Raw genomic sequence first — 20,979 nt, forward strand, 5'->3', positions numbered from 1 at the left:
CCCGGATGCTGACGCACAATACCAAAAAATACTAGACCCCTTCCATGAACGTCATCTCGTCGATAAGTACGGCAGAATGAGCGTAAGAATATTATGGGTTCAGAACAAAAAAGAAGTCATCATCGTTTTTCGTGGTTCGCTGGGCTTTAAAGATTGGTTTGCTAATTTATTTTTTATACCCTACAAATTGCGTCAATTAAATAGAAGCTTCCTTGTTCATTGGGGGTTCGCCAGATTACTAGCGCAGCCCATGTATTCAAGCACGAAAACGTCAGATGACGCTTTACCGTTAAGAGAATTACTCGTCAAAGTGCTAGAGCCCCTTCGCGCCCAAGGCAAAAGGTTTTCGTTTATTGGTCATTCATCCGGTGGTGCGGTCGCCGTACTCATGGCCGATTATTTCGAAAGGCGGTTCCCGAAGTCAGTAAAAAGGGTGGTTACCTTTGGGCAGCCAGCCGTTGGCACGCGCTCGTGGTACAAACATTACATGTTGCATCACAGGACATACCGCATTTGTTGCGACCTAGACGTAATCACATTTATGCCGCCCTTTCCTTTTTACTTCTGGCACGTGGGTAAAATGCTTTGGTTACATGATGATAAAATTTATGAGAACACCCCTACTCATAGACGATTCTTAATGTCTCTAAAAAGCTGGCTCTTACGTCCTATCACTTATCACTATATGCGAAAATATATCCGCAACAAATCCCTTTTCGACGATCATTAACGCTCAGTGCTGCGCCGTTAAAAAGGCATTCTCAGTCCCCCCATAGAGAGCGTTCAAAGCAAAGAGCAAGCCTGTAATCGCCATCTATCGAAGACTTCATCTCCACTTATGCGCTGGTGTAGCACATGTATCGATCACTTTATATCTCTCGTGCGTAAACGTTAGTGTTCATTCATTTAGTATCCGTTACCGCTAGTTATCATATAAGCGAGAGAAATATGTCCTCTTTGAAATTGGAGCGCGCTAAAGCCGCGCTTAAAAATGCGTTCATCGGCGACGCACTTGCTATGCCAGTGCACTGGTATTACAACCCTGCTGATATTTTCAAAGCGTTTCCATTAGGAATAGAACAATTTGAGGATGCACCTGCATTTCACCCTTCCTCCATCATGTCGCTACATTCCACACAGCAAGGCGGTCGAGCAAATAAGGCATCATCTCGTCAAAAAGAGATAGTGGGTGAAGTTATTCTTAAAGGTAAAAGGCAATACTGGGGCAAAGATAATATTCACTACCATCAGGGTATGAAAGCCGGAGAAAACACAGTGAACGCGCACTGCGCCCGCATTGTTTTAGCGTGCGCACTCAAAGGGTATGACGCTCATGAGTTTTTATCTCAATACATTAATTTTATGCGCGCTGACGTCCCCACCCATCCCGACACTTATGCCGAGTCTTATCACAGAGGCTTTTTTGCAAATCTGGAACAAGGCATTCCTGCGGATAAGTGTGGAGCTGTGACACATGATACAGCTTCAATAGGGGCTTTTGTGTCAGTCACGCCCCTTGCTGTCGTGCAGGCTGTGCGAAACATAGCGCTTGAAGATATAAAGCAATGTTGTCGTCGTCATCTGTTTTTAACTCACCCCGATGCATCATTGGCGTCAGTATGCGACTTCTATATTGAGTTGATTTATAAGCTAGTGCACAGAGAAAATGAATCAGCACAGGACATTGTAGAGGACATTGCCCGTAAATCGGCAAGTATGAATCTGGCCTCTCTTACGGCAAAGAACAAAAGCGATATTGAAATAGTCGGGCGTATGTACTCGCCAGCATGTTATATCTCAGACGCCTGGCCCGCCGTTTTATATTTCGCATATCGCTATGCTGATAACCCGAAAAAAGCACTGATGGCAAACACCAATGTAGGCGGTGACAACGTACATCGCGGTTTTGTGTTGGGCGCCATAATGGGGTTAATCAAAGGAGAGGAAATAACCTCTTTATTTAGCGAATTAACCGACACTAAAAAGCTTAATTCGCTAATCGACGCCCTTGATATGAAGTGAGTTACATAAAAAAATTCATACCTTCCCTAGAGGCGGTTGACCTTTGCAGTATCATTTTTGTTCTAAAACGCCCCCGAAGGGAGTTATTGGTTTCGCCTTATTTTTTCTTGCCAAACTTGGGCGACAATGGGTTCTAGATCGCTTAAATCTAAAGGCTTAACCAAGTGATGATCAAACCCGGCTTCTTTAGAGCGCTGCATGTGCGATGGCTGCCCCCACCCTGTTTGCGCTACAAATATAGCATGTTTCAAGGCGGCATTTTTGCGAAGTGCAATGCATAAGTCGTAGCCATTCATTCCTGGCATACCGATATCCAACATCACCAGATCTGGTGTAAAAGATTCTACTGCCTTTAATGCTGAAGGCCCATCTTCTACCACTTGCACCTGACATCCCTTTGCCTCCAAAATCCATCCCATGGTAATCGCAGAATCTTGATTGTCATCTGCAATTAAAACACTGAGTTTTTCTGAAGGCGCCTTTGCCAAGTGCTCAACCTTTTTGCGCTTGCTGATTGATATAGGAACCTGATTTAAAATTGGCAGTACGACTTCAAATTTAGTGCCTTTGCCTAAACCATCGCTATAAACACTCACGTTTCCATCGTGAAGTTCCGTAAGCCTTTTTACCAAGGTAAGCCCAATGCCTAGTCCACCTTGAGAGCGCTCAAGAGCACCATCCACCTGCGTGAACATATCGAAAACTGATGTGAGTTTGTCGGGCGGTATGCCCTCACCGTTGTCTGTAACAGAAATGTTTACCATGCCGTCATCACTGCTAACGTGAACCTCTATTTTTCCGCCAGAGGGGGTGTATTTCGCGGCGTTGTTAATTATATTCGAGAAAATTTGTGACAATCGAATGAGATCACCGTTAACCCATAGCGGCGTTGCCATTTTCTCTACAATTAACGTATGTCGTTTCTCATCAATAAGAGGTTGAATAGTCTCTATAGCCGTGCCCAAAATTTCACATAGATTCACTGGCTCACGGTCAATTCTAATTTTCCCTCGGGTAATACGTGACACGTCCATAAGATCATCGACTAACCTAATCATCTGATTCACTTGACGGTCAACTCGCCCGAAAGCTTCAGATCTTTGACTCTGGCTATAATCATTAGACTGTAAAATCTCTAACGCATTGCGAATAGGCGCCAACGGGTTTCGCAGCTCGTGGGCTAGTGTAGCGAGAAATTCGTCTTTTCTCCGGTCGGCTTCTTGAAGTGCCTCTATCGCATTGCGCTCTCTTGTCGTATCAACGCCTACGCCCGGAAAACGCTCTGGTTCGCCCTCGCTGTCGTAAATAACGCGGCCTCTAAATGAAGCCCAACGAATAGTCCCGTCTTTTTGTAAGATGCGGTACTCCTGATTATAGGGGGAACCATTATCAATGCTTTCCTGAATAGCGGCATTATTTGCTTCTAAATCATCCGGATGAATGTACTGAGTGGGTACCTCAATAGGGACACCTTGCTCTGCTTGTTCGCTGCTTAAATTAAATAACTCACCCAATCGTTCATCTGCTGTAAAAATGTTTTGCTTGATATCCCAGTCCCAAACACCAAAGCTATGTGAAGCCTCCAACGCCAGACGTCTGCGCGACTCAGCACGCTTTGCCATCTCTTCGGCTTGTTTACGCTCGGTCACGTCTCTTGTGGAGCCAGCAATGGCTTCAACATTTCCGTCTTCACCAATGACAGGCACAAAAATATAGTCATATATACGGCGACCGTGGGTACCGGTAAAGGGAACATCGCTGCGAATTGGTTGTTTTGTTTCGATGACCTGTCTGATCTCTCGCATATGCAAGTCGGCATGCCAAGGTTCGTAACCTAACTCTAAACAGGTTTTTCCTATAGCTTCATCCCAAGTTAGCCCCCACATCTGTAGCAGTGCGTCGTTCGCATAGGTAAAGTGACCTTCAAGGTCGAAGATATAGAGTAAATCTGGCGTATTAGACAGGGCGGTTTCATAAAGCCTTCGCTGCTTGTTGAAAGACTCAATGTTTTCCAACAATGCTGTCTCTGCAGCGCGTCGAGCAAGATTTTCGTTGTTGCGTTCGATAATGATCGCCGCCGTTTTTGACAGCGCGTTAACAACGTCAATATCGTCAGGTAACGGGGTGAAACGCTCGCGATGAAATAAATAAAACGTGCCCAGTACAGTGCGACTTTCGGCAGATAAAATAGGACGGCACCAAAATGATTGAAGCCCTAATGCCCGAGAGGAAAGATTAAAGTCATTAAAATCAGATTGTTCATTAATGTGAATGCTAACCACCTCACGGGTTTGGCAGCACTTTCCTAGAGGCGTCAGCTCATCAATCGTAATTCTCTCAAAATACTGCCAGGTTTCACTCGGCATAGAGGGCGCCGCAGCACAAGTGAGTGATAGCCCATTTTCTGTTACTAAAGAGATACCGCTGACGGCCTGAAAATCAGTGACCTTTTCCACAGCGTTGACCAACACGGTCAATATATCCTCTAACTTAGCACCAGATAGCGCCTGACGCATGGCATCCCGCTGAGATTGGGAAATAATCTGCAACCTGCGCTTCATCGAAAAATCGTGAAAAGAAAACCCGACAACATCGGTTGATACATGAAAAATGGTCAGTTTGAACCAAGAACGATCTACACCAAAACGTATTTCTATTGGCTCTCCCGGCTCTTGCTTTAAAGCGTGTTCAAATTGCTGAGTTATCTGGGGCATATGCACTTGAGGAAACAAACTAAACACGGAGCCCTCAAGGCAATTAGGCTCTTGACGCCCACAAATTGTTTGCGCTTTATTGTTCGCGTAAATGATGCGTCCTTGGATATCGGCCAGGATTACTGCATCAGTGATATTTTCTATGAGAGCTTGAAAGGGGATATCGTTAGTAAAAGATGACGCAGCCTCACACGGTAGCTCAGGCATAGTACCCTCAAACAATACTGAAAAATTAATACTAAAGTAGAAAGCGCGATATGGCTAACGTTTTACCATGGTTTGTTTCAGTGTCCCGTAAATACATGGGCGCTATGGCTCTCATTAGTGCGTCAACAAAGTAAATTCAACTAAGAGACACACATCAATCTGCGGCGCAAAAACGTTCCTGTTTACTGGTATTCAAGCTCAAAATAAAAACACGGTAAGCACACAGTTCATCCCACAAAACGTGATAAAGAAATGGATGACACCAGGGTACTCATTGAACTTTAATTATGAAATTTTCGTAATATTCACATGCTAAATGTAGCAACTTCTGCGCGAAGATTACAACTCATCAAAGGCTAAGACATGGATAACGCTGGCTCAAATCAAGACAAACAAAGAAAGAACTTAATTGGTGCTTACCCCAAAATAGCCAAACAGACTAAACTGTTGAACACACTGGTCATCTTCGCTGTTATATACACTCTGTATCTCGCGAAATCGCTACTCATACCGCTATTTTTTTCCGCGTTTATCGCTTTACTGTTAAGCCCTCTTGTCGCTGTTGCGAGGAAAGTGTTTGTGCCACGGACAATTTCAGCAGGAGCATTGATTGCCCTCTTGGTCGCCCCTTTCACTTTACTTACCCTTGAGCTTGCAGAGCCTGCCGAGCGCTGGATGCACTCTCTTCCTAAAATAGCCGCAGAAATTACCGACGAGATTGAAGAAATAAGCAATAGTATTGATGCGTATACTTCCCCCCCTGTAACGGAGCCCGTAAAAAAAGAGTCTTCTATTTTTGACTGGTTTGGCGATGACAGTGAACCTGAAACGCCCGTTTCAAAGGCAGATACAGCAAATTCTGTGAAAGACAAAATCAAGCAAAGTAGCATTGATATGGGCTTAAACGTCTTCAGCAGCGCCCCCTTTTTGTTAGCACAAATTTTAGGGTGCATCGTGTTGATCTTTTTTTTGTTAGTCTTCGGTCCTAACCTTTTTCACGTTTTCATAAGAGACTTCCCCGTCGTTACCGATAAGAGGCGAGCACTGGTCTTAGTAGACCAAATTCAGCGAGAGCTTTCTTCGTATATTGTGACAATTAGCATCATAAACACCTGCCTAGGGCTGGCAACAGCTTGCGCATTTCACTACCTAAAAATTGAAGACGCACTTCTGTGGGGAGCACTCGTTGCTTTAATGAACTTTGTGCCTTACTTGGGCGGTATTGCAAGTTGCTTCGTGTTACTCGTTGTCGGCCTTGTTCAGTTTGGACTTGCAAGTCATGCATTTATACCAGCGGGTATCTTTTTGACACTGAATATAATTGAGTCTCAATTGATTACGCCGGCTGTTTTGGGTCGAAGTATGCAACTCAACCCACTCATCATTATAATTTGGATAGCGATAACAGGCTGGCTATGGGGCGTAGTCGGTGTTTTACTCGCTGTCCCCATTCTCATGTGCGTTAAAATTATTCTCGAAAATTTGGGAGTTTTTAATCATTGGATTCGGCTTATTGAATCAAAATAGCGGCTTACGCATTGTGTTTATACACCATTTTTTTCGATAAGGGCTTATGTGATTATCACTATATCCTTGGGCGCACAGCATGAAGCTCAAATTCCACCGTACCCGTTTTAAGTTTTTCTCGCTGAGGCGCATATTCGGGCGAGCTAAGAACCGCCTCGATATCACTCGCGCTATTCCACTCTAAAATCACAATCTGCTGCGGCGCTACGGCATAGGGGTTATGATCGCTTAGAGATATATCATGAGTTACGGATATTACTTTACCTCCCACCCCTTCCGCTTTTTTCGCCAAGCTGTCTATAAAATCATAGTAGTCGTTAGGCGCTTTAGGGTTAACCCAAGCCAATGAAACTGAATATGCTTTGTTTGTTGAAAATGTCAGTGTTGTAGGCTTGCTTACCTGATAGTCATAAAGCTTTAGTGCCTCCCATGCCTCCCTTCTTAATGCCTTTATTTCGCTAAAAAGTGGCAATGATTGAAATGATTTTTGCGCATTAAGTGAAGACCACTGGCTTACCACAAAAACATTAGGACTAAACCCGCCTATCAGCGTTTTCTCAACAACAAGTACCCCGTTTTGGGTATATCCGTATTCACGTGCTGTTTGAGCCCCTAATTCAAAATACTTATCACGCAGCGGACGCTTTTCCGCTTCGGTCACAGGGGCAATAAGCTGCATCACGGACCCCGGATTAAAATGCACCGAAAACACGGCCTCTTTTTCTTTAGCAAGCACCGGCGAAGCAAACCAAAAGCAAAACGACAATAAAACTAAACCAATGATTTTTATAAATTTAAATGACATATCAACGCTCTCTTCGATAGTAAACTTCGCAACTTAGCGAATACATTAGCAAGTGAAACAACTCAAAACACGGTTTGTTTTTTATTCACAATGGTGCATTATTGTTCCATGAAAGATTGGAATGATTACGCACTAATTCTTGGCCTTCACAGGTCAATAACCCTTAGAGCGACCGCAGTTGCCTTAGGAACTACTCACACTACGGTGGCTAGACGCCTGGCATTATTGGAAAAGCAATATAGCGCCAATATTTTCGAGCGCATTCCTGGCGGGTATCGTGCTACTCCTTTTGGCGAGCAGCTTGTCGCTACCGCCATGCAGGTTGAAAATGTTATTCGCGATTCTGAAAGACGTTACTGCGCAAGCAATGAAAAGCTCGCAGGCCCGATAACGCTCTCACTGGGCGAGCCCATGTCGCAGTTCCTTCTAGCTTCAGAACTGGGTGAGTTCACTCGGCTATACCCGTCTATTCAATTGAAAGTAAAAAGCTCAACAACATTTGCCGATTTAGATAAGGGCGAAGCGGATGTCGTAATACGTGGTGCACCTAAGTTACCCGAACACTTAATTGGAAGGCGACTTTACAAGCTGGGCTTGTGCTTCTATGCACACAAAGATTACTGTGAAAATACACCCCGGAAAGACTGGCGCTGGATTGCACCGTTAGAGAATGAAGTTTGGCCACAGTGGTTAGCGGAATCCCCTTATCCAGAGGTGCCTATTGGCATTGCAATAGACGACATCATTTCCAGATATCACGCTATTTTAAATGGCGTTGGTATGGGAAGAGCTGCATGCTTCATGGGCGACCCGCATTCCGACCTGGTTCGATTGCCGGGAAGCACGCCCGTTTTGAAATACGATATCTGGCTTCTCACTCACCCTGATTTGTATGACCAACCCAAGGTAAAATTGCTGATGCAGTTTTTAACCGATGCCTTAATGGCTAAAAGAGCGCTCGTTGAAGGAGATGTTTCCGTTAGTTAACGTCGAATAACCTGACGTAGCCATCTGGAATTAAGCGTGTTTTCTCATCTCTTATATCAAAAAATGAAACCGAGTCAAAACTTGGCAAGATTATTGATTTACTGATTAATATTACGGTAATAACAACGGGATTTTGACACTATGCGCCTTCCTACTAAACAACTCATCAATAAAATCGAAAATTTATCTAACGGCCTGACGCCGGAACAGCTATCGAGTTTCTTAGATATTATTGACGCCATGACGGCCTTGGTTGAGGAAGCAGGCGAATTTAAGGACAGTAATAAAGCTGATAAAAAAGCCAAACCCACACCGGCACCCGTGGTCTCCAGCGCGGTTCATTAGGGCGAGTTGATCTTTGCTGTGCACTTTTGCAGCAGTTCAACACGCCCTAGGGGTATTTGCGAGCATCTTCAACCAAAGGTTGATTAAAGCGGTGCTTTGAAATACTTTAGCGCGCGTACTATTTGGTAGAAAATTGAAGAAGAGAGTCGCGTGCTTTACCTTGTTGCAGTTACTGTCCTATGGGCATTTTCCTTTTCACTTATCGGCGAATTTTTGGCGGGCGCGGTAGATAGCTACTTTGCTGTGCTAACCCGCATTATTCTGGCTGCAGCGGTGTTTCTTCCGTTTCTTAAAATATCTCTTCTAAGCGCCAAGCAAAAAGCGATTTTGGCGAGTTTAGGCGCTGTACAATTAGGGCTGATGTATATCTTTTTCTATCATTCCTTCTTGTATCTATCTGTTCCTGAAGTGCTGCTTTTCACCATTTTCACGCCGCTTTATGTCGCTATTTTAAACGACGCTCTATTTCGACGATTTACCCCTTTTTATTTGTTATGCGCACTGATCGCCACCGCAGGTGCAGCGATAATTCGCTTTAATGGCGTTACTGATAACTTCTGGTTTGGTTTTGCCGTTGTTCAAGGCGCTAACCTTTGCTTTGCATTAGGACAAGTGGGTTATAAAAAACTGACCTCTACCTTTGAAACCCAAGTGCCCTATCACAACGTGTTCGCGTGGTTTTATTTAGGTGCGCTAGCCATAGCCTTACCTGCGTTTTTTCTATTCGGCAACACAAGTCAGCTGCCACAGAATACCGAGCAATGGGGGGTTCTATTGTGGTTGGGTATTGTGGCGTCGGGGCTTGGTTATTATTTTTGGAACCAAGGCGCGCTAAAGGTTTCTGGCGGTGCGTTAGCCATCATGAACAATGCGCTTATTCCGGCGGGGCTCGTGGTTAACTTATTGCTTTGGCAAAAAGACACTGACTTTTCTCGCCTATTTGTTGGCGGCGCCATCATCGCTATTGCTCTCTGGATGTCTCATCAATACGCGCAAAAACAGGGGCAAACATAAGCCTTAACAAAGCCAACGCTATACAGGGCTATATTCGCTCACCATAGTATAGTCTTTGCGCGGCCCAATCACCTGCCATGTCGAGCGCCACACGGGCCAAGCTGTGAAGTCATAGCGCACGACGTAATTGTCATCGCCGCATAAGTGCTCAGCACTTGGATTGATCGCACTAAATGTATGAAAGTAACGCTTATCGTCAAATAGCACCTCGAAGAAGCCTGTTTGAGGCTGCTGCCAGAAATACCGACGTTCAGCGGGCATAACGCTTCCGTTAGGCGCAATGACTTCACCTTTTTCAAAATACGCAAGGGCGCTACTCTCTTCTTGGAAGCTCCCCCTATTTTTGTGGCCCTCGCTTTTGTGTTCTTTGCCTTTTAGCCAGCTAAATTCAGCCTCGCCTGAAAAGGTGAATACGTCGCCGTTTTGCTGGATGATTTTGCGCGTTAGCGTCCATCGTCCAGCAAAGTCCTCTAAGGTATACGGGGGGCTCTCTTTCATTGCACTTCTCTTACCAAAAATAAGTAACGGTGGCAGAATACTGGTCGCCACGGCCGGGCGTGCCGGGAATTTCTTCAAAACGCTCATCCCACAAATTATCCACCGCCAATACTAGGTTTAACCCTTCAATCTGGGCCGGTGAATATGTGAGAGTGGCATGGGAGAAGAATGCCGAATCACTGCCGCTTCTAAGTGCATTGGTTTCTTGTTTGCGCCACTCGTTGTCCACACGAACTTCAAGCGTATCAGTAGCAAACCATACTAGGCCGAGGGTTGCGCGATGCGGCGGATAGTTCAGCGCGTAAAAGCTCGCGTCCACACCATCAATACCATAGTCTTCAGACTTATCTAAATAGGTGTAGCTGGCCACCACATCTGCGCTATCAAACCGTTTAACAGCAATAATCTCTGCACCTAGGGTTTCTATGTCAACCGGGTTTGCACTGCGCGCCGAGGTCGCGTCGAAGCTATATGTCCAGTCTGTTAATTCGTTATCCCAACGATAAAAAACAGCGGTGTCGATCTTGAAAGATGATTGATCGAATGACGCCCCGAACTCTAGGTTCTTACTTACTTCTCGCTGTAATTGATTGTTACTTCTGAATAGTCCGCTTGTGGTGCTGCCGCCTATAGCCGTGTAACCCGCTACTTGCGTCGCCTCTGCAAACGAAAGATAGAGTGTGCGCGAGGCATTGTTGCCACTTTGGGTTAGCCAGCTAATATCGCCCACAAAAGACAGACGGTCATCGTCTCGATTCGTATCGTCAAACGTTCCCCCCAAACGAACGGTGAGCGATTCATTGCTGTTCAACTGAGTTCGATACTCAGGTACTACGCTTATTTTGTAATAGTCTCGAGAGGTGAAATTATTTTCTAGCGTGGTTGATGTAATGTCATCGGCAGTAAACTGTGCAGAGTAATTGATACCAAAGTCTGGCAGTATGCGGTGTATACCTGAGAGTGCGAGTGACTTCACTTCGGTTTCATGAAATGCCTGAAACGCTTCAGGGTTCTCACGAGAGAATACGTAATGGTCGTTATTCTTTCTGTAGTAAGCTGATACCTCAAAGGTATTTCCCAAGCTCTTCTCGCCGTAGCGCTGTTTGTGATTTAGCATGACCAAACGGGTCTCAATGTCTTCCGTTTCATTAACGTTAAAAGGCGTGTACAAATTAGGCCAGCCAAAGAACTTTTGCTGGTAGCCATAGAAAAGATCCGTTTGTGCGACCTCGCTCGCCAATTGAACGCGCCCCGACGCGCGCTCGAAATTGTGATCGCCATTAGCAATAGTGCCGTCACTTTCAGAGCGTGAATACTCCCCTTCCATCCCTACAGACCAACCAGAATAATCATCAAGCTTGTGCTTTACTGCACCGTGTACACGCTGCAAATTGAAATTGTTATTACCCACCCCCAAAGACACGCTGCCTGAAGTTTGAAGCGGCCGCCAGCCGAAAGACACTGTACCTACAGAGCTATTTACGCCGTAAAGCGCGTTATTAACGCCCGTGAAAATACTTGGCTTCGTCAACATTTCTGGCGCAATAGGAATTTCAGCAAAATAATGCCCTGTTTGCGGGTCGATAAGCGTTGCGCTTCCCACCCGAAACCCTGTGTTTTCAAATATACCGCCGCGAATGGTGACATCGGCCTGAGCCTCTGCCATGTTCCTTGATTGTAAATCAACACGCGGGTCGTACTCCAAATTTGATATCGGTGAATTAAACGTACCTACCGGCTTGTTATTCGCGGTCGCTGCACCTTCTATCGTAATTCTTTCTACGCCTTGTTCGTTGCTGTTCACGCTACCGTTAGCGACGGAGGTGTCAACATTTTCGGCGGCCATGGATGTAAAAGGTAACGTACAAGCGAATAAAAAGAGGGTTGTGTGACGCATTCAGTGTCCTAGTTCAATATTTGTGGAGTGCAAGTAACTCCTTATTGCTTAACCTCACGCTAAATAAGGTTGAATGCACATAAGGCGGAACGTACTTGCTGTAGTTATCAGCACGTAAGAATAATAAAAGCGCGAAGTGTATAGCATTAGTAAGCAGAGGAAAACGCTGTATTGGTGAGTTTGGACCAGTATTTCAACGTCCTTACGCTTGCCAAAAGAAATGAGATAACATAACATTATCAGCCTTTATTACATTGCCGAAGAAGCGATTTTCACTGTATATGCTTAACCTTAAAACACCGTTTATTTTTTCCATTATTGCGCTATCTGTAAATGCCGCTGCACAAAGTGATGAAAAAGCTCATCAGGGCGCCCACGATGAACTTGAACACATTGAGGTAAAGAGACACTTTCAGCCTTACCGTGGCAACGTACCGCTAATCGATACTCCCCAAGCAATCGACCGAATTACTGCCGATACATTAGCGAATGAAGGGGTCACGCGATTTATCGACGCATTAGATTTTTCGCCCACTATTGTTAGACAAAACAACTCTGGCGGTATGTTTGATAGCTTTGCTATCAGAGGTTTTTCAGGTGATGAAAATAACCCGTCAGGGTATCTGATAAACGGCTTTAACGTGCGTGGCTACAGCGGTAATAGAAGCACCGTTAACGTACAAACAATAGAAGTTATGAAAGGCCCAGGCTCAGCCTTATATGGTCAAGGAGAGCCTGGTGGCACCATTAACGTCATCACCAAAAAACCTCAGTTTGAAGAGCAAGGCTACATCCAAGGTACCGTAGGTAATTTTGATAAGAAGCAAGTAGAGTTCGATTACACAAACGGCATAAATACAGATATGGCATATCGCGTTAACGGTTCATACGAAGACTCTGATACTTATCGCGATAATGTATTTTTCAAGAATTTGAACCTTAACCCTTCATTTATCTGGAACATTTCTGAGCACACCAGCGTAAGCTACCAGATGGAAATATTGGATCAGGAAAAACCTTTTGATCGCGGTGTGTTCATTTTGGATAACAACTTTGACGCCGCAGACACCGACGCCTTTTACGGTGATATCAGAGACGGCGCCCATGAAGTTAAAGCCTTTGGACATCAGCTAGTGTTAAATCACGAGTTGAATCACAACTGGCATTTACTCAGTGGCTTTGCCTACAGAGATTCATCTTTTAAAGGACAATCTTCAGATACCGAACTGTCAGAGGGGCGTCAGCTTTTGTATACCGACCCATCTATACTTTCAAGGCAACGTAGAACCCGCGACTATCAAGCGCAAGACTCATCACTACGCTTCGAATTGAGTGGCGTGGTAGACGTGGCTGGCATGGTAAATAACGTCTTGTTTGGTTTGGACTATTATAATTACCACATCAATACAGACTACGGCCGTTGGCGCACTGCGTGGGGAGCGGGTGATACCACGTATAGCATTGACCCTGAAAATCCAGACTATACCATTTTCAGACCTGACGTAACGCCCACTACACTCACCGCTGAAAAGCAAAAAGGGTTGGGCTTTTACGCTCAAGACGTTATCGAAGTGAATGATTCGACCAAACTTCTCGTCGGCTTTCGCGTGGACAAGTTCGAGCAAGACATTTTTAATAAGTTAAGCAACACAGGACAAGAACAAGCGCAAACAGAATTGACACCCCGCTTTGGTGTTGTCTATGAAATTAATGATACCTTGAGCCTATATACGAGCTATGCAGAAGGTTTCAGACCCAACCCAGGCCTCGATTCTGATCGCAACGCGTTTGACCCCGAACAAACCACGTCATTCGAGGTAGGCGCTAAGTGGGAAAACATAGCTGATATGTTCTCAGGTAGCATCGCTATATTTGATGCAGAAAAAACCAACATGTTAACCGCAGAACCGAACACCGGCTTTTCAGCCACGCTAGGTGAAGTGGAAAGCCAGGGCGTTGAGTTTCAGTTAACGACAGTCCTTACTTCAACGGTTCGCCTTGATATGGCCTACGCATACATTGACGCTAAAACCGCGAACGAAGTCAATAACTTGGATTGGGGCGTGCCTATTCCTAAGGGGTCACGCTTAATCAACATTGCTAAACACTCGGGGTATATCTCGCTTAACCATTTCACTAGCGTATTTGAAAAAGAAGCGTTTTTTGGTGTGACTATGCGCTACGTGGGCGACCGCTTAGGACAAACCACTGACCCAACATTCATTTTGCCGTCATATACCCTTGTGAACTTAGCAGGGTCGGTGAATATCAGCGATGCGCTTTCTATGAGATTTGACGTGAATAACCTGTTCGACAGAGATTACTTTGAGAACTCATACCATCAGCTTTGGACCATGCCTGGCTCACCGACTAACTATACGGTAAGCGTTAAGTACCAGTTCTAGGGCGTGTTGATCTTTGCTGTGCACTTTTGCGGCAGTTTGTACACCATTTAGGCAAGGCGACTGTTTACAGGTCTAGTGGGCCTAAATCAAAAACAGTCAACGCAGTATAAATGGCGTACAAGCGCTGCCCTAAGGGGTCGTTATGAAGGCCGGAAGGGTTTCATCACTTCTGGCTTTTCAGTTTTATCCCCTTAGCCAAACAAGGTTTCTAGCTGCACTTTGTACTGCTGCCACTTCGTCTCTAAGTCTTCTAATCTTTTCAGTGCACCAGCTTGTGCAGGTGTGTCCTTTCCCAAATTTGTTCCAGTTTCTATTTCTTCAGCCTAATGCCCTCTTCGGTAATTCTTTTGTGCCGTCAAAATTAAAATTTGTTCACAAGTCTGTTTTTAGGCCTTGTTTATATCAAATTTGTTAGCGGCCTAAATCTTCTGCATGTGCCTTGCTGACGGCATTTCGAGTTCTCAAAATTCACGCAAGGCATTTCTGCCTATCCACCGTTCACCACAAAAAAGTTTATTAAAGCTATTTGAATCCCGAAAACTTCGTGCTAACTTAATGCAAATAATAATAGTTCTCATTAACATCCTCATCAGCTGTAGGGTTAAACACACATGAAATTTTCTAAAATCGCACTCGCTTTACTGTTTTCTGGTATTAGTTCCGCCTCAATTGCAGACACATTCGAAGATGCTAACTTCGAACAAATTACCATTACTTCCTCTCGCTTAGACACCGACATAGATGAAATCGCCTCTAGTGTAAGCGTTATCGACGCTGAACAAATGGATAAAATGGTAGCAACCGACATTCGTGACTTGGTGCGATTTGAACCCGGTGTGGTTGTTGAAGGTGGCGGGCGCTTTGGATTGTCTGGCTTCAATATACGAGGCATTAATGCCGACCGCGTGTTAATGCTGCTTGATGGCGCGCCTATTGCCGATGAGTTCAGCTTTGGCCCTGGGTTGTCCGCTCGCCGCGACTTCATTGATGTGGATATGGTAGATCGCGTTGAAATCATTAGAGGCCCTGCATCTACATTATATGGAAGCGACGCAATTGGTGGGGTGGTATCGTTCATCAGTAAAGATCCGAATCAGCTTTTAGCTGAAGACGAACAAATGGGCGGGCGAGTAAAAGTTGGCTATGCGTCCGTTGCCAATGAGTGGATGACAAACGCACAGTTATATGGCAGAAACGGCGATTGGCAATGGCTTTTAAACGCTACCGCGCGAAACGGTTCTGAAACAGAGAACTATTTTGACGACGAAGGTACAGGCCTTGAACGCAACGCCACAAACCCGCAAGACAATTCAACGGAAAGCGCACAACTTAAACTTATCTATCAACCAAACGAAGCTCACCGACTCGAGTTTCTTGCTGACTACCTGCAAGGCGAAACCGAAACTAACGTATTGTCGCAAGTCGATACTTTCGTGCGAGGTGTACGCATTACAGAAAGCCGTGGTATTGACGAGCGTGACAGAACACGTCTTCAACTAAATCACACTTATAGCAACGAAACGACCTTTTTCGATAAGGTGCTAACACGCGTTTATTGGCAAGAAACAGATAGCGTTCAAGCAACCCGTGAGGGGCGTTTTGGTGCTGCATCAATGCAAGAGCCAACACCCGTACAGTTAGGCAGAACCCGTGATAGTGAATTTAACCAAACGGTTAAAGGGGTAATTATGCAGCTGGACAAGCAATTCACTACAGGTGATGTAAAACACCACCTTATTTACGGCAGTGAACTTCAATATACCAACAGTGAAGCGCTGCGAGAAGGCACTACGTTTGTGGCCGGAACTGGCGCCGTAGTGCCAGAGTTCTCGGTGTTCCCTGCGAGAGACTTTCCTATTTCAAAAGCAAGAGAACTGTCGTTTTTCGTTCAAGACGAAATATCGCTACTAGACGGTAAACTTACGCTAAGCCCAGGGGCTCGCTACGATGAATTTAAGCTAGACCCTTATCCAGACGAAATTTTCAATAATGCGAACCCAGGTGTTGATGTAGTGCCGTTTGAAGATTCACAGCTGTCCATGAAATTAGGTGCAATTTACGATTTGAACGACTCAACCAGTGTATGGTTGCAGTACGCAGAAGGGTTTCGCATTCCGCCTTTCGATGACTTGAACGTGGGCTTTACCAACTTCGCAGGTGGCTACACGTCATTACCCAACCCAAACCTAAAACCAGAAAGTGTTGAAAGCTGGGAAGTAGGGGTAAGGCAACGCCTTGATGCCGTTAAATGGAGCGTAAGTGCTTATCACAACAACTACGATAACTTCATAGAATCTAGAGCGACGGTTGGCTTCAACCCTGCTACCCAGCTGCTCGAGTTCCAAGCGACTAACCGTGACTCTGTGGTTATTGAGGGTATTGATGCGCAATTTACCTGGTTCTTGGGCGAGTCTGTTTCCGGCCTAAACGGCTGGGAGCTACAAGGCGCTTTAACGTGGTTAGAAAGCGAAGATGAAGTCACGGGTCAAGAAATTGAGTCAATTCTGCCACCGCAAGCGGTAGTGGGTATAGGTTATACCGACAGCAACGACATTTGGTCGGTTGAATTTATTGGTACTTTTGTACAGCGCTTCGACTCACAAAATCAGCCTGAAGACCCTGCTGAACCTCGACTATTTGAAGCACCTGGATACGCACAATTCGACTTGTTAGCCAACTATAACGTAAGCGAAGATCTTACGGTAAATCTGGGCATCTTCAATATTTTCGACCGCAAAAGCTGGAGCGGAACCGAGGTGCGCGGCCTAGAAGTAAGCGATGCAACAAACGTCAACTTCCTTACTCAACCGGGCATTAACGCGGCGGTAAATGTAACTTATTCATTCTAACTACGTACAGTGAACACCTACGCTGCCTGTTAGGGCGGCACAGGTGTAACTCAGCACCTATTTAGCCTTTATCAGGAACTAGGTTTATGAAAAAACAGCAGCTACTTTTCTACACTTTTATTGGTTTGATATTTACGTTTAGTGCCCATGCCAGCGCTAACGCCATCAAACCAGCAACGCCCAATACGCAGGAACTCAGTTCAGAAGAAAGTACACACCATCAAAAACTAATTACCGCAGGCGGCACCATTACTGAAATAGTTTTTGCCTTGGGAGCTGGAGAGCGTGTTATTGCCGTAGACCAGTCAAGCCAGTACCCCGAAGCAGTTAAACAGCTGCCAATGGTCGGTTACTACCGAGAGCTTGCTGCAGAAGGCGTGCTGTCTTTTTCGCCTGATAAAATATTGGCCATAGAAGGTGTAGGTAGAGAAGAGGTAATAAAACAAATAGAAAGTACGGGTGTGCAGGTAGTGGTTTACGACAAACCTACCAGTACCGATGGCCTAGTGGCGTTAATAAAACAACTTGGTGATGACCTTGGAAAAGCTGAACAGGCAAAACAGCTTATTGCCAAGTTTAATGCATCGCTGCCTAGCGAAAATCTAAGCGAAACTGCGAATAATCCCCCCTCCGTCAAAGCTGTATTTCTATTGTCGGCGTCAGATCGCGGCCTTATAGCGGCGGGCTCTGAAACGGTTCCTCAATTAATTTTCAACTACGCCGGAATTGAAAATATAGCGTCTGAGCACACTGGGTTTAAGGGCATCAATAATGAAGCGTTGGCATTACACCAGCCAGACTTCTTAGTAGCACCGCGTCATGTCGTTATGGGGGCAGGCGGCAAGGAAAAGTTCTGCCAAAGCCCAAACCTATCGCTGCTTAAGGCTGCGCAGCAATGCAAGCTACTGGTAATGGACTCGCTTCAGTCTTTAGGTATGACCCCAAGGCTGGCAGACGCCATCGCTACCGTTAAAAACTATCAGCTTGAAAACTTATGAACACGTTAACTTTTTCAGCACGGTCACAGCGGCCAGCTATTCGGCACAACTGGTTTGAAAGTCATCAAAGAAAAGTTGGGTTTTGGCTAGCAGGGTTAGTGGTGCTATTGCTGTTAGCTAGTGTGGCGTCGTTAAGTTTTGGGCCTGCAGGCTGGGATATTCGTTTTGCTATAGCTTGGGCATTGCCCGACAGTTGGCACACTATTAGTCAGCTGCAACTGAACATAATAAGTGAAATACGTTTACCCAGGCTCTGCCTAGGTATGTTAATAGGTGCGGTACTTGCCCAAACAGGTGCTGCTACGCAGGCGCTATGTAGAAACCCGTTGGCCGACCCATCTGTTATCGGCGTAAGTTCGGGTGCGGCCGTTATGGCGGTTGGCATGATTGCGCTTGGCCCTTTACTGCAAACGCAGTTTGGCATTAAAGCCGAGCTGCTACTTCCATATGCAGCTTTCACAGGTGCACTTATAGCAACACTTTTGGTGTATCAGTTCGCTAAAAGCGACCAAGGGGTGCAGGTAACGTCACTAATTCTTGTTGGTGTTGCCATGAACGCGCTTGGGTTCGCACTTATCGGCCTATTAAGCTTCTACTCAGACGACAGTTCGCTGCGCTTAATAAACTACTGGACCATGGGGTCGCTGGCGGGCGCTAATTGGTCATCACTGGTTCAAGCTATGCCATTACTGCTTTTAAGCCTTTTAGGGCTATGGAGCAAAAGGCAGCAGATGAGCCTACTGCTACTTGGCGAATCAGAAGCCAAATACATGGGCGTAAATATAAAGAACCTAAAAAACCAAATTGTTGTTTTTGTAGCCATTGGTGTTGGGGCCGCGGTGGCATTAACAGGGTTGGTGGGCTTTCTTGGCCTTGTTATTCCCCATCTTTCCCGCCTATTGGTGGGCGCAAATCTTAAATACATGATGCCTGTAAGCATGCTGCTAGGGGCGCTTGTGCTGTTAGCTTCAGACTGGATTGCCAGAATTATTGTTACGCCTGCCGAGCTACCTATCGGCATAGTTACGGCCATCATCGGCGCGCCGGTCTTTATTTGGATGCTTAGGCGCCAATTAATGCCAAGCCGCGACGGTTATTAATAAGGAAGGTAACCATGGCAAATATACTTTCACTTAATAAAATAACGGTAAAGCGCGGCCATAGAAACGTGCTAAACAACATAAGCTGTCAAATTCCGGCAGGCAAGTTAGTGGTGTTGGTAGGCGAAAATGGCGCGGGTAAATCAACGCTCATTCACACAATGGCAGGTAACCTAAAATACCAGGGCCAACTTACTTTTAAAGGTAAGCGGGTAAGCGAGTGGGGAGAAACTGAGCTAGCAAGAGTTCGCGCTGTAATGACACAGCAAAGCGCGCTTAACTTTCAACTGGGCGTGCCTGAACTTATTGCTATGGGGCGATTTGCTATTAACGAGCCGGAGCAGCAAAAGCAGCAGCGAGTGGCTGAATACGTAAACCACCTCAACTTACAGAAGTTAGCCAACAGACACACAGGTCAACTTTCAGGAGGAGAGCTTCAACGGGTAAACATTGCCCGTTGTTTTGCTCAGCTTGATGCTTTCAACAGTCACAATGAAAGTAAGTTGCTGCTGCTTGACGAGCCAACATCGGCATTAGATCTCAACTTCCAACATCATTTAATGCAGTTGGTACGCAAGTTTACTAGCATGGGTAATACCGCCATTGTCGCCATTCACGATTTAAACCTTGCTTCACTGTATGCCGATGAAGTGCTGCTATTAAGCGGTGGCGAGCTTATTAATTACGGCCCTAAAAGCGAGGTACTTACACCCGAATTCTTAGAGCCTGTGTATCGTACTAACATGCATATACAGCCTCACCCAGACCTAAAAATACCAATGATATTTTCTCAACCCAAGGAGCTCCTTAATGAGAACGCAAGCATTAACTGACGCAAAAGCATTACTTCGCGCTTGTGAAACGGGCGTTATTTCAACCATTTCATACAACCTACGTGGGTATCCGTTTGGTTCGGTTTCCCCCTTTATTAGTTGCAGTGAAGGTAAGCTGTATTTCTACATAAGCGATATTGCGCAGCATGCTAAAAATTTAGAAAAAGACAGCCGCATGAGCCTAACGGTGTATCACCAAGCACAAGAGGGCGATCAAAATGCGCACGGCCGAGTAACCCTTGTAGGCGACGCGACGCCACTTAAAGGTGATAAAGCCGCAGAAGTACTTGAGCAATATGTACTGCGTTTTCCTGAAGCTGAGTCTTACAAAAAAGCTCACGACTTCAAAGTATGGCAGATGGACGTTATTCGCGTTCGCTTTATCGGAGGCTTCGGTAAGATATTCTGGTTAGAACAAGAAGAGTGGAATGCCCCGGCAAGCCCATGGGACTTTTCTTCTGAAAAGAACATGATTGAGCACATGAACGACGACCATCAAGACGCGATGAGCTTAATTCTTACGCACCACCACGGTATAGAAGACGAAGCACCTTTGATGACAGGTGTCGTTACCGACGGCTTTTATATTCGCTCGAAAAACAAAAACTATTACGTGCCTTTTGAGAATGTGTGCAGCAAACAAGAAGATGTGCGCATGGAGCTAGTTAGGCTAACTAATCGCGCAAGAAAAGCGCAGGCCGCTTAGCTTCAAGGTAACTAGAAATAAAAAACGTTTTAAATGAAAGTGACGTTGCTAGAAAATTTTTTTGAAAATTAT

Annotated in this window: 16 protein-coding genes; 12 read left to right on the top strand and 4 right to left on the bottom strand. The window is 45.4% G+C overall.

Going from position 1 to position 20,979, the window contains the following annotated elements; translation table 11 throughout:
* Together GVO63_RS18340 and GVO63_RS18345 are read left to right on the top strand one after the other, a co-directional pair.
* Nucleotides 1–730: lipase (locus tag GVO63_RS18340; RefSeq protein ID WP_201281934.1), on the top strand; the 730-nt coding region annotated here is incomplete at its 5' end.
* A 218-nt stretch (nt 731–948) separates the two neighbouring features.
* Nucleotides 949–2,022 carry an ADP-ribosylglycohydrolase family protein gene (locus GVO63_RS18345; RefSeq protein ID WP_159581785.1) on the top strand — a complete coding sequence of 358 codons (1,074 nt, stop codon included), beginning with the start codon at nt 949–951 and terminating at the stop codon, nt 2,020–2,022.
* A gap of 83 nt (nt 2,023–2,105) precedes the next feature.
* On the opposite strand, the gene GVO63_RS18350 is transcribed toward GVO63_RS18345, so the two are convergent.
* Nucleotides 2,106–4,943 (bottom strand): PAS domain S-box protein, encoded by a 2,838-nt coding sequence (locus GVO63_RS18350; RefSeq protein WP_159581787.1) that lies wholly within the window; start codon nt 4,941–4,943, stop codon nt 2,106–2,108.
* 363 nt (nt 4,944–5,306) lie between these two features.
* Here GVO63_RS18350 and GVO63_RS18355 point away from each other — a divergent pair, with 363 nt between their 5' ends.
* Complete coding sequence (locus tag GVO63_RS18355; RefSeq protein WP_159581789.1) at nt 5,307–6,470, top strand: AI-2E family transporter; 1,164 nt, start codon at nt 5,307–5,309, stop codon at nt 6,468–6,470.
* Between the two features lie 58 nt (nt 6,471–6,528).
* Here the strand turns inward: GVO63_RS18355 and GVO63_RS18360 are convergent, their stop codons facing one another.
* Nucleotides 6,529–7,275 carry a hypothetical protein gene (locus GVO63_RS18360; RefSeq protein ID WP_159581791.1) on the bottom strand — a complete coding sequence of 249 codons (747 nt, stop codon included), beginning with the start codon at nt 7,273–7,275 and terminating at the stop codon, nt 6,529–6,531.
* A 108-nt stretch (nt 7,276–7,383) separates the two neighbouring features.
* Here GVO63_RS18360 and GVO63_RS18365 point away from each other — a divergent pair, with 108 nt between their 5' ends.
* From GVO63_RS18365 to GVO63_RS18375, 3 genes are all read left to right on the top strand, one after another.
* Entirely contained in the window at nt 7,384–8,262 is an 879-nt protein-coding gene (locus GVO63_RS18365) for a LysR family transcriptional regulator (protein ID WP_159493523.1), read from the top strand.
* A gap of 141 nt (nt 8,263–8,403) precedes the next feature.
* Complete coding sequence (locus tag GVO63_RS18370) at nt 8,404–8,607, top strand: hypothetical protein (protein WP_159581793.1); 204 nt, start codon at nt 8,404–8,406, stop codon at nt 8,605–8,607.
* A 150-nt stretch (nt 8,608–8,757) separates the two neighbouring features.
* Nucleotides 8,758–9,621, top strand: a complete 864-nt coding sequence (locus GVO63_RS18375; RefSeq protein WP_159581795.1) for a DMT family transporter — start codon at nt 8,758–8,760, stop codon at nt 9,619–9,621.
* Between the two features lie 18 nt (nt 9,622–9,639).
* On the opposite strand, the gene GVO63_RS18380 is transcribed toward GVO63_RS18375, so the two are convergent.
* Together GVO63_RS18380 and GVO63_RS18385 are read right to left on the bottom strand one after the other, a co-directional pair.
* On the bottom strand, nt 9,640–10,119 hold the full coding sequence (locus GVO63_RS18380) for a DUF6314 family protein (protein ID WP_159493526.1): 480 nt from the start codon (nt 10,117–10,119) through the stop codon (nt 9,640–9,642).
* Between the two features lie 10 nt (nt 10,120–10,129).
* Nucleotides 10,130–12,016, bottom strand: a complete 1,887-nt coding sequence (locus GVO63_RS18385; RefSeq protein WP_159581797.1) for a TonB-dependent siderophore receptor — start codon at nt 12,014–12,016, stop codon at nt 10,130–10,132.
* A gap of 281 nt (nt 12,017–12,297) precedes the next feature.
* Here GVO63_RS18385 and GVO63_RS18390 point away from each other — a divergent pair, with 281 nt between their 5' ends.
* The 6 genes from GVO63_RS18390 (at nt 12,298) to GVO63_RS18415 (ending at nt 20,907) form a co-directional block, all read left to right on the top strand.
* Nucleotides 12,298–14,421: a TonB-dependent siderophore receptor gene (locus GVO63_RS18390; protein WP_159581799.1), complete on the top strand. Its 2,124-nt coding sequence runs from the start codon at nt 12,298–12,300 to the stop codon at nt 14,419–14,421.
* Nucleotides 14,422–15,032: 611 nt separating this feature from the next.
* Nucleotides 15,033–17,270 carry a TonB-dependent hemoglobin/transferrin/lactoferrin family receptor gene (locus GVO63_RS18395; protein WP_159581801.1) on the top strand — a complete coding sequence of 746 codons (2,238 nt, stop codon included), beginning with the start codon at nt 15,033–15,035 and terminating at the stop codon, nt 17,268–17,270.
* An 86-nt stretch (nt 17,271–17,356) separates the two neighbouring features.
* Nucleotides 17,357–18,268, top strand: coding sequence for a hemin ABC transporter substrate-binding protein (locus GVO63_RS18400; RefSeq protein ID WP_159581803.1), 912 nt, complete (start codon nt 17,357–17,359; stop codon nt 18,266–18,268).
* Nucleotides 18,265–19,368: an iron ABC transporter permease gene (locus GVO63_RS18405; protein WP_159581815.1), complete on the top strand. Its 1,104-nt coding sequence runs from the start codon at nt 18,265–18,267 to the stop codon at nt 19,366–19,368. Before GVO63_RS18400 ends, GVO63_RS18405 begins: the two co-directional genes overlap by 4 nt.
* A gap of 14 nt (nt 19,369–19,382) precedes the next feature.
* The gene (locus tag GVO63_RS18410) at nt 19,383–20,201 is read left to right on the top strand and encodes a heme ABC transporter ATP-binding protein (RefSeq protein WP_159581817.1); all 819 of its coding nucleotides are present in this window, start codon (nt 19,383–19,385) and stop codon (nt 20,199–20,201) included.
* Complete coding sequence (locus tag GVO63_RS18415) at nt 20,179–20,907, top strand: HugZ family protein (RefSeq protein ID WP_159581819.1); 729 nt, start codon at nt 20,179–20,181, stop codon at nt 20,905–20,907. Before GVO63_RS18410 ends, GVO63_RS18415 begins: the two co-directional genes overlap by 23 nt.
* Nucleotides 20,908–20,979: the final 72 nt, after the last annotated feature.

The organism is Alteromonas sp. KUL106 (assembly GCF_009811415.1).
Lineage (GTDB): Bacteria > Pseudomonadota > Gammaproteobacteria > Enterobacterales > Alteromonadaceae > Alteromonas.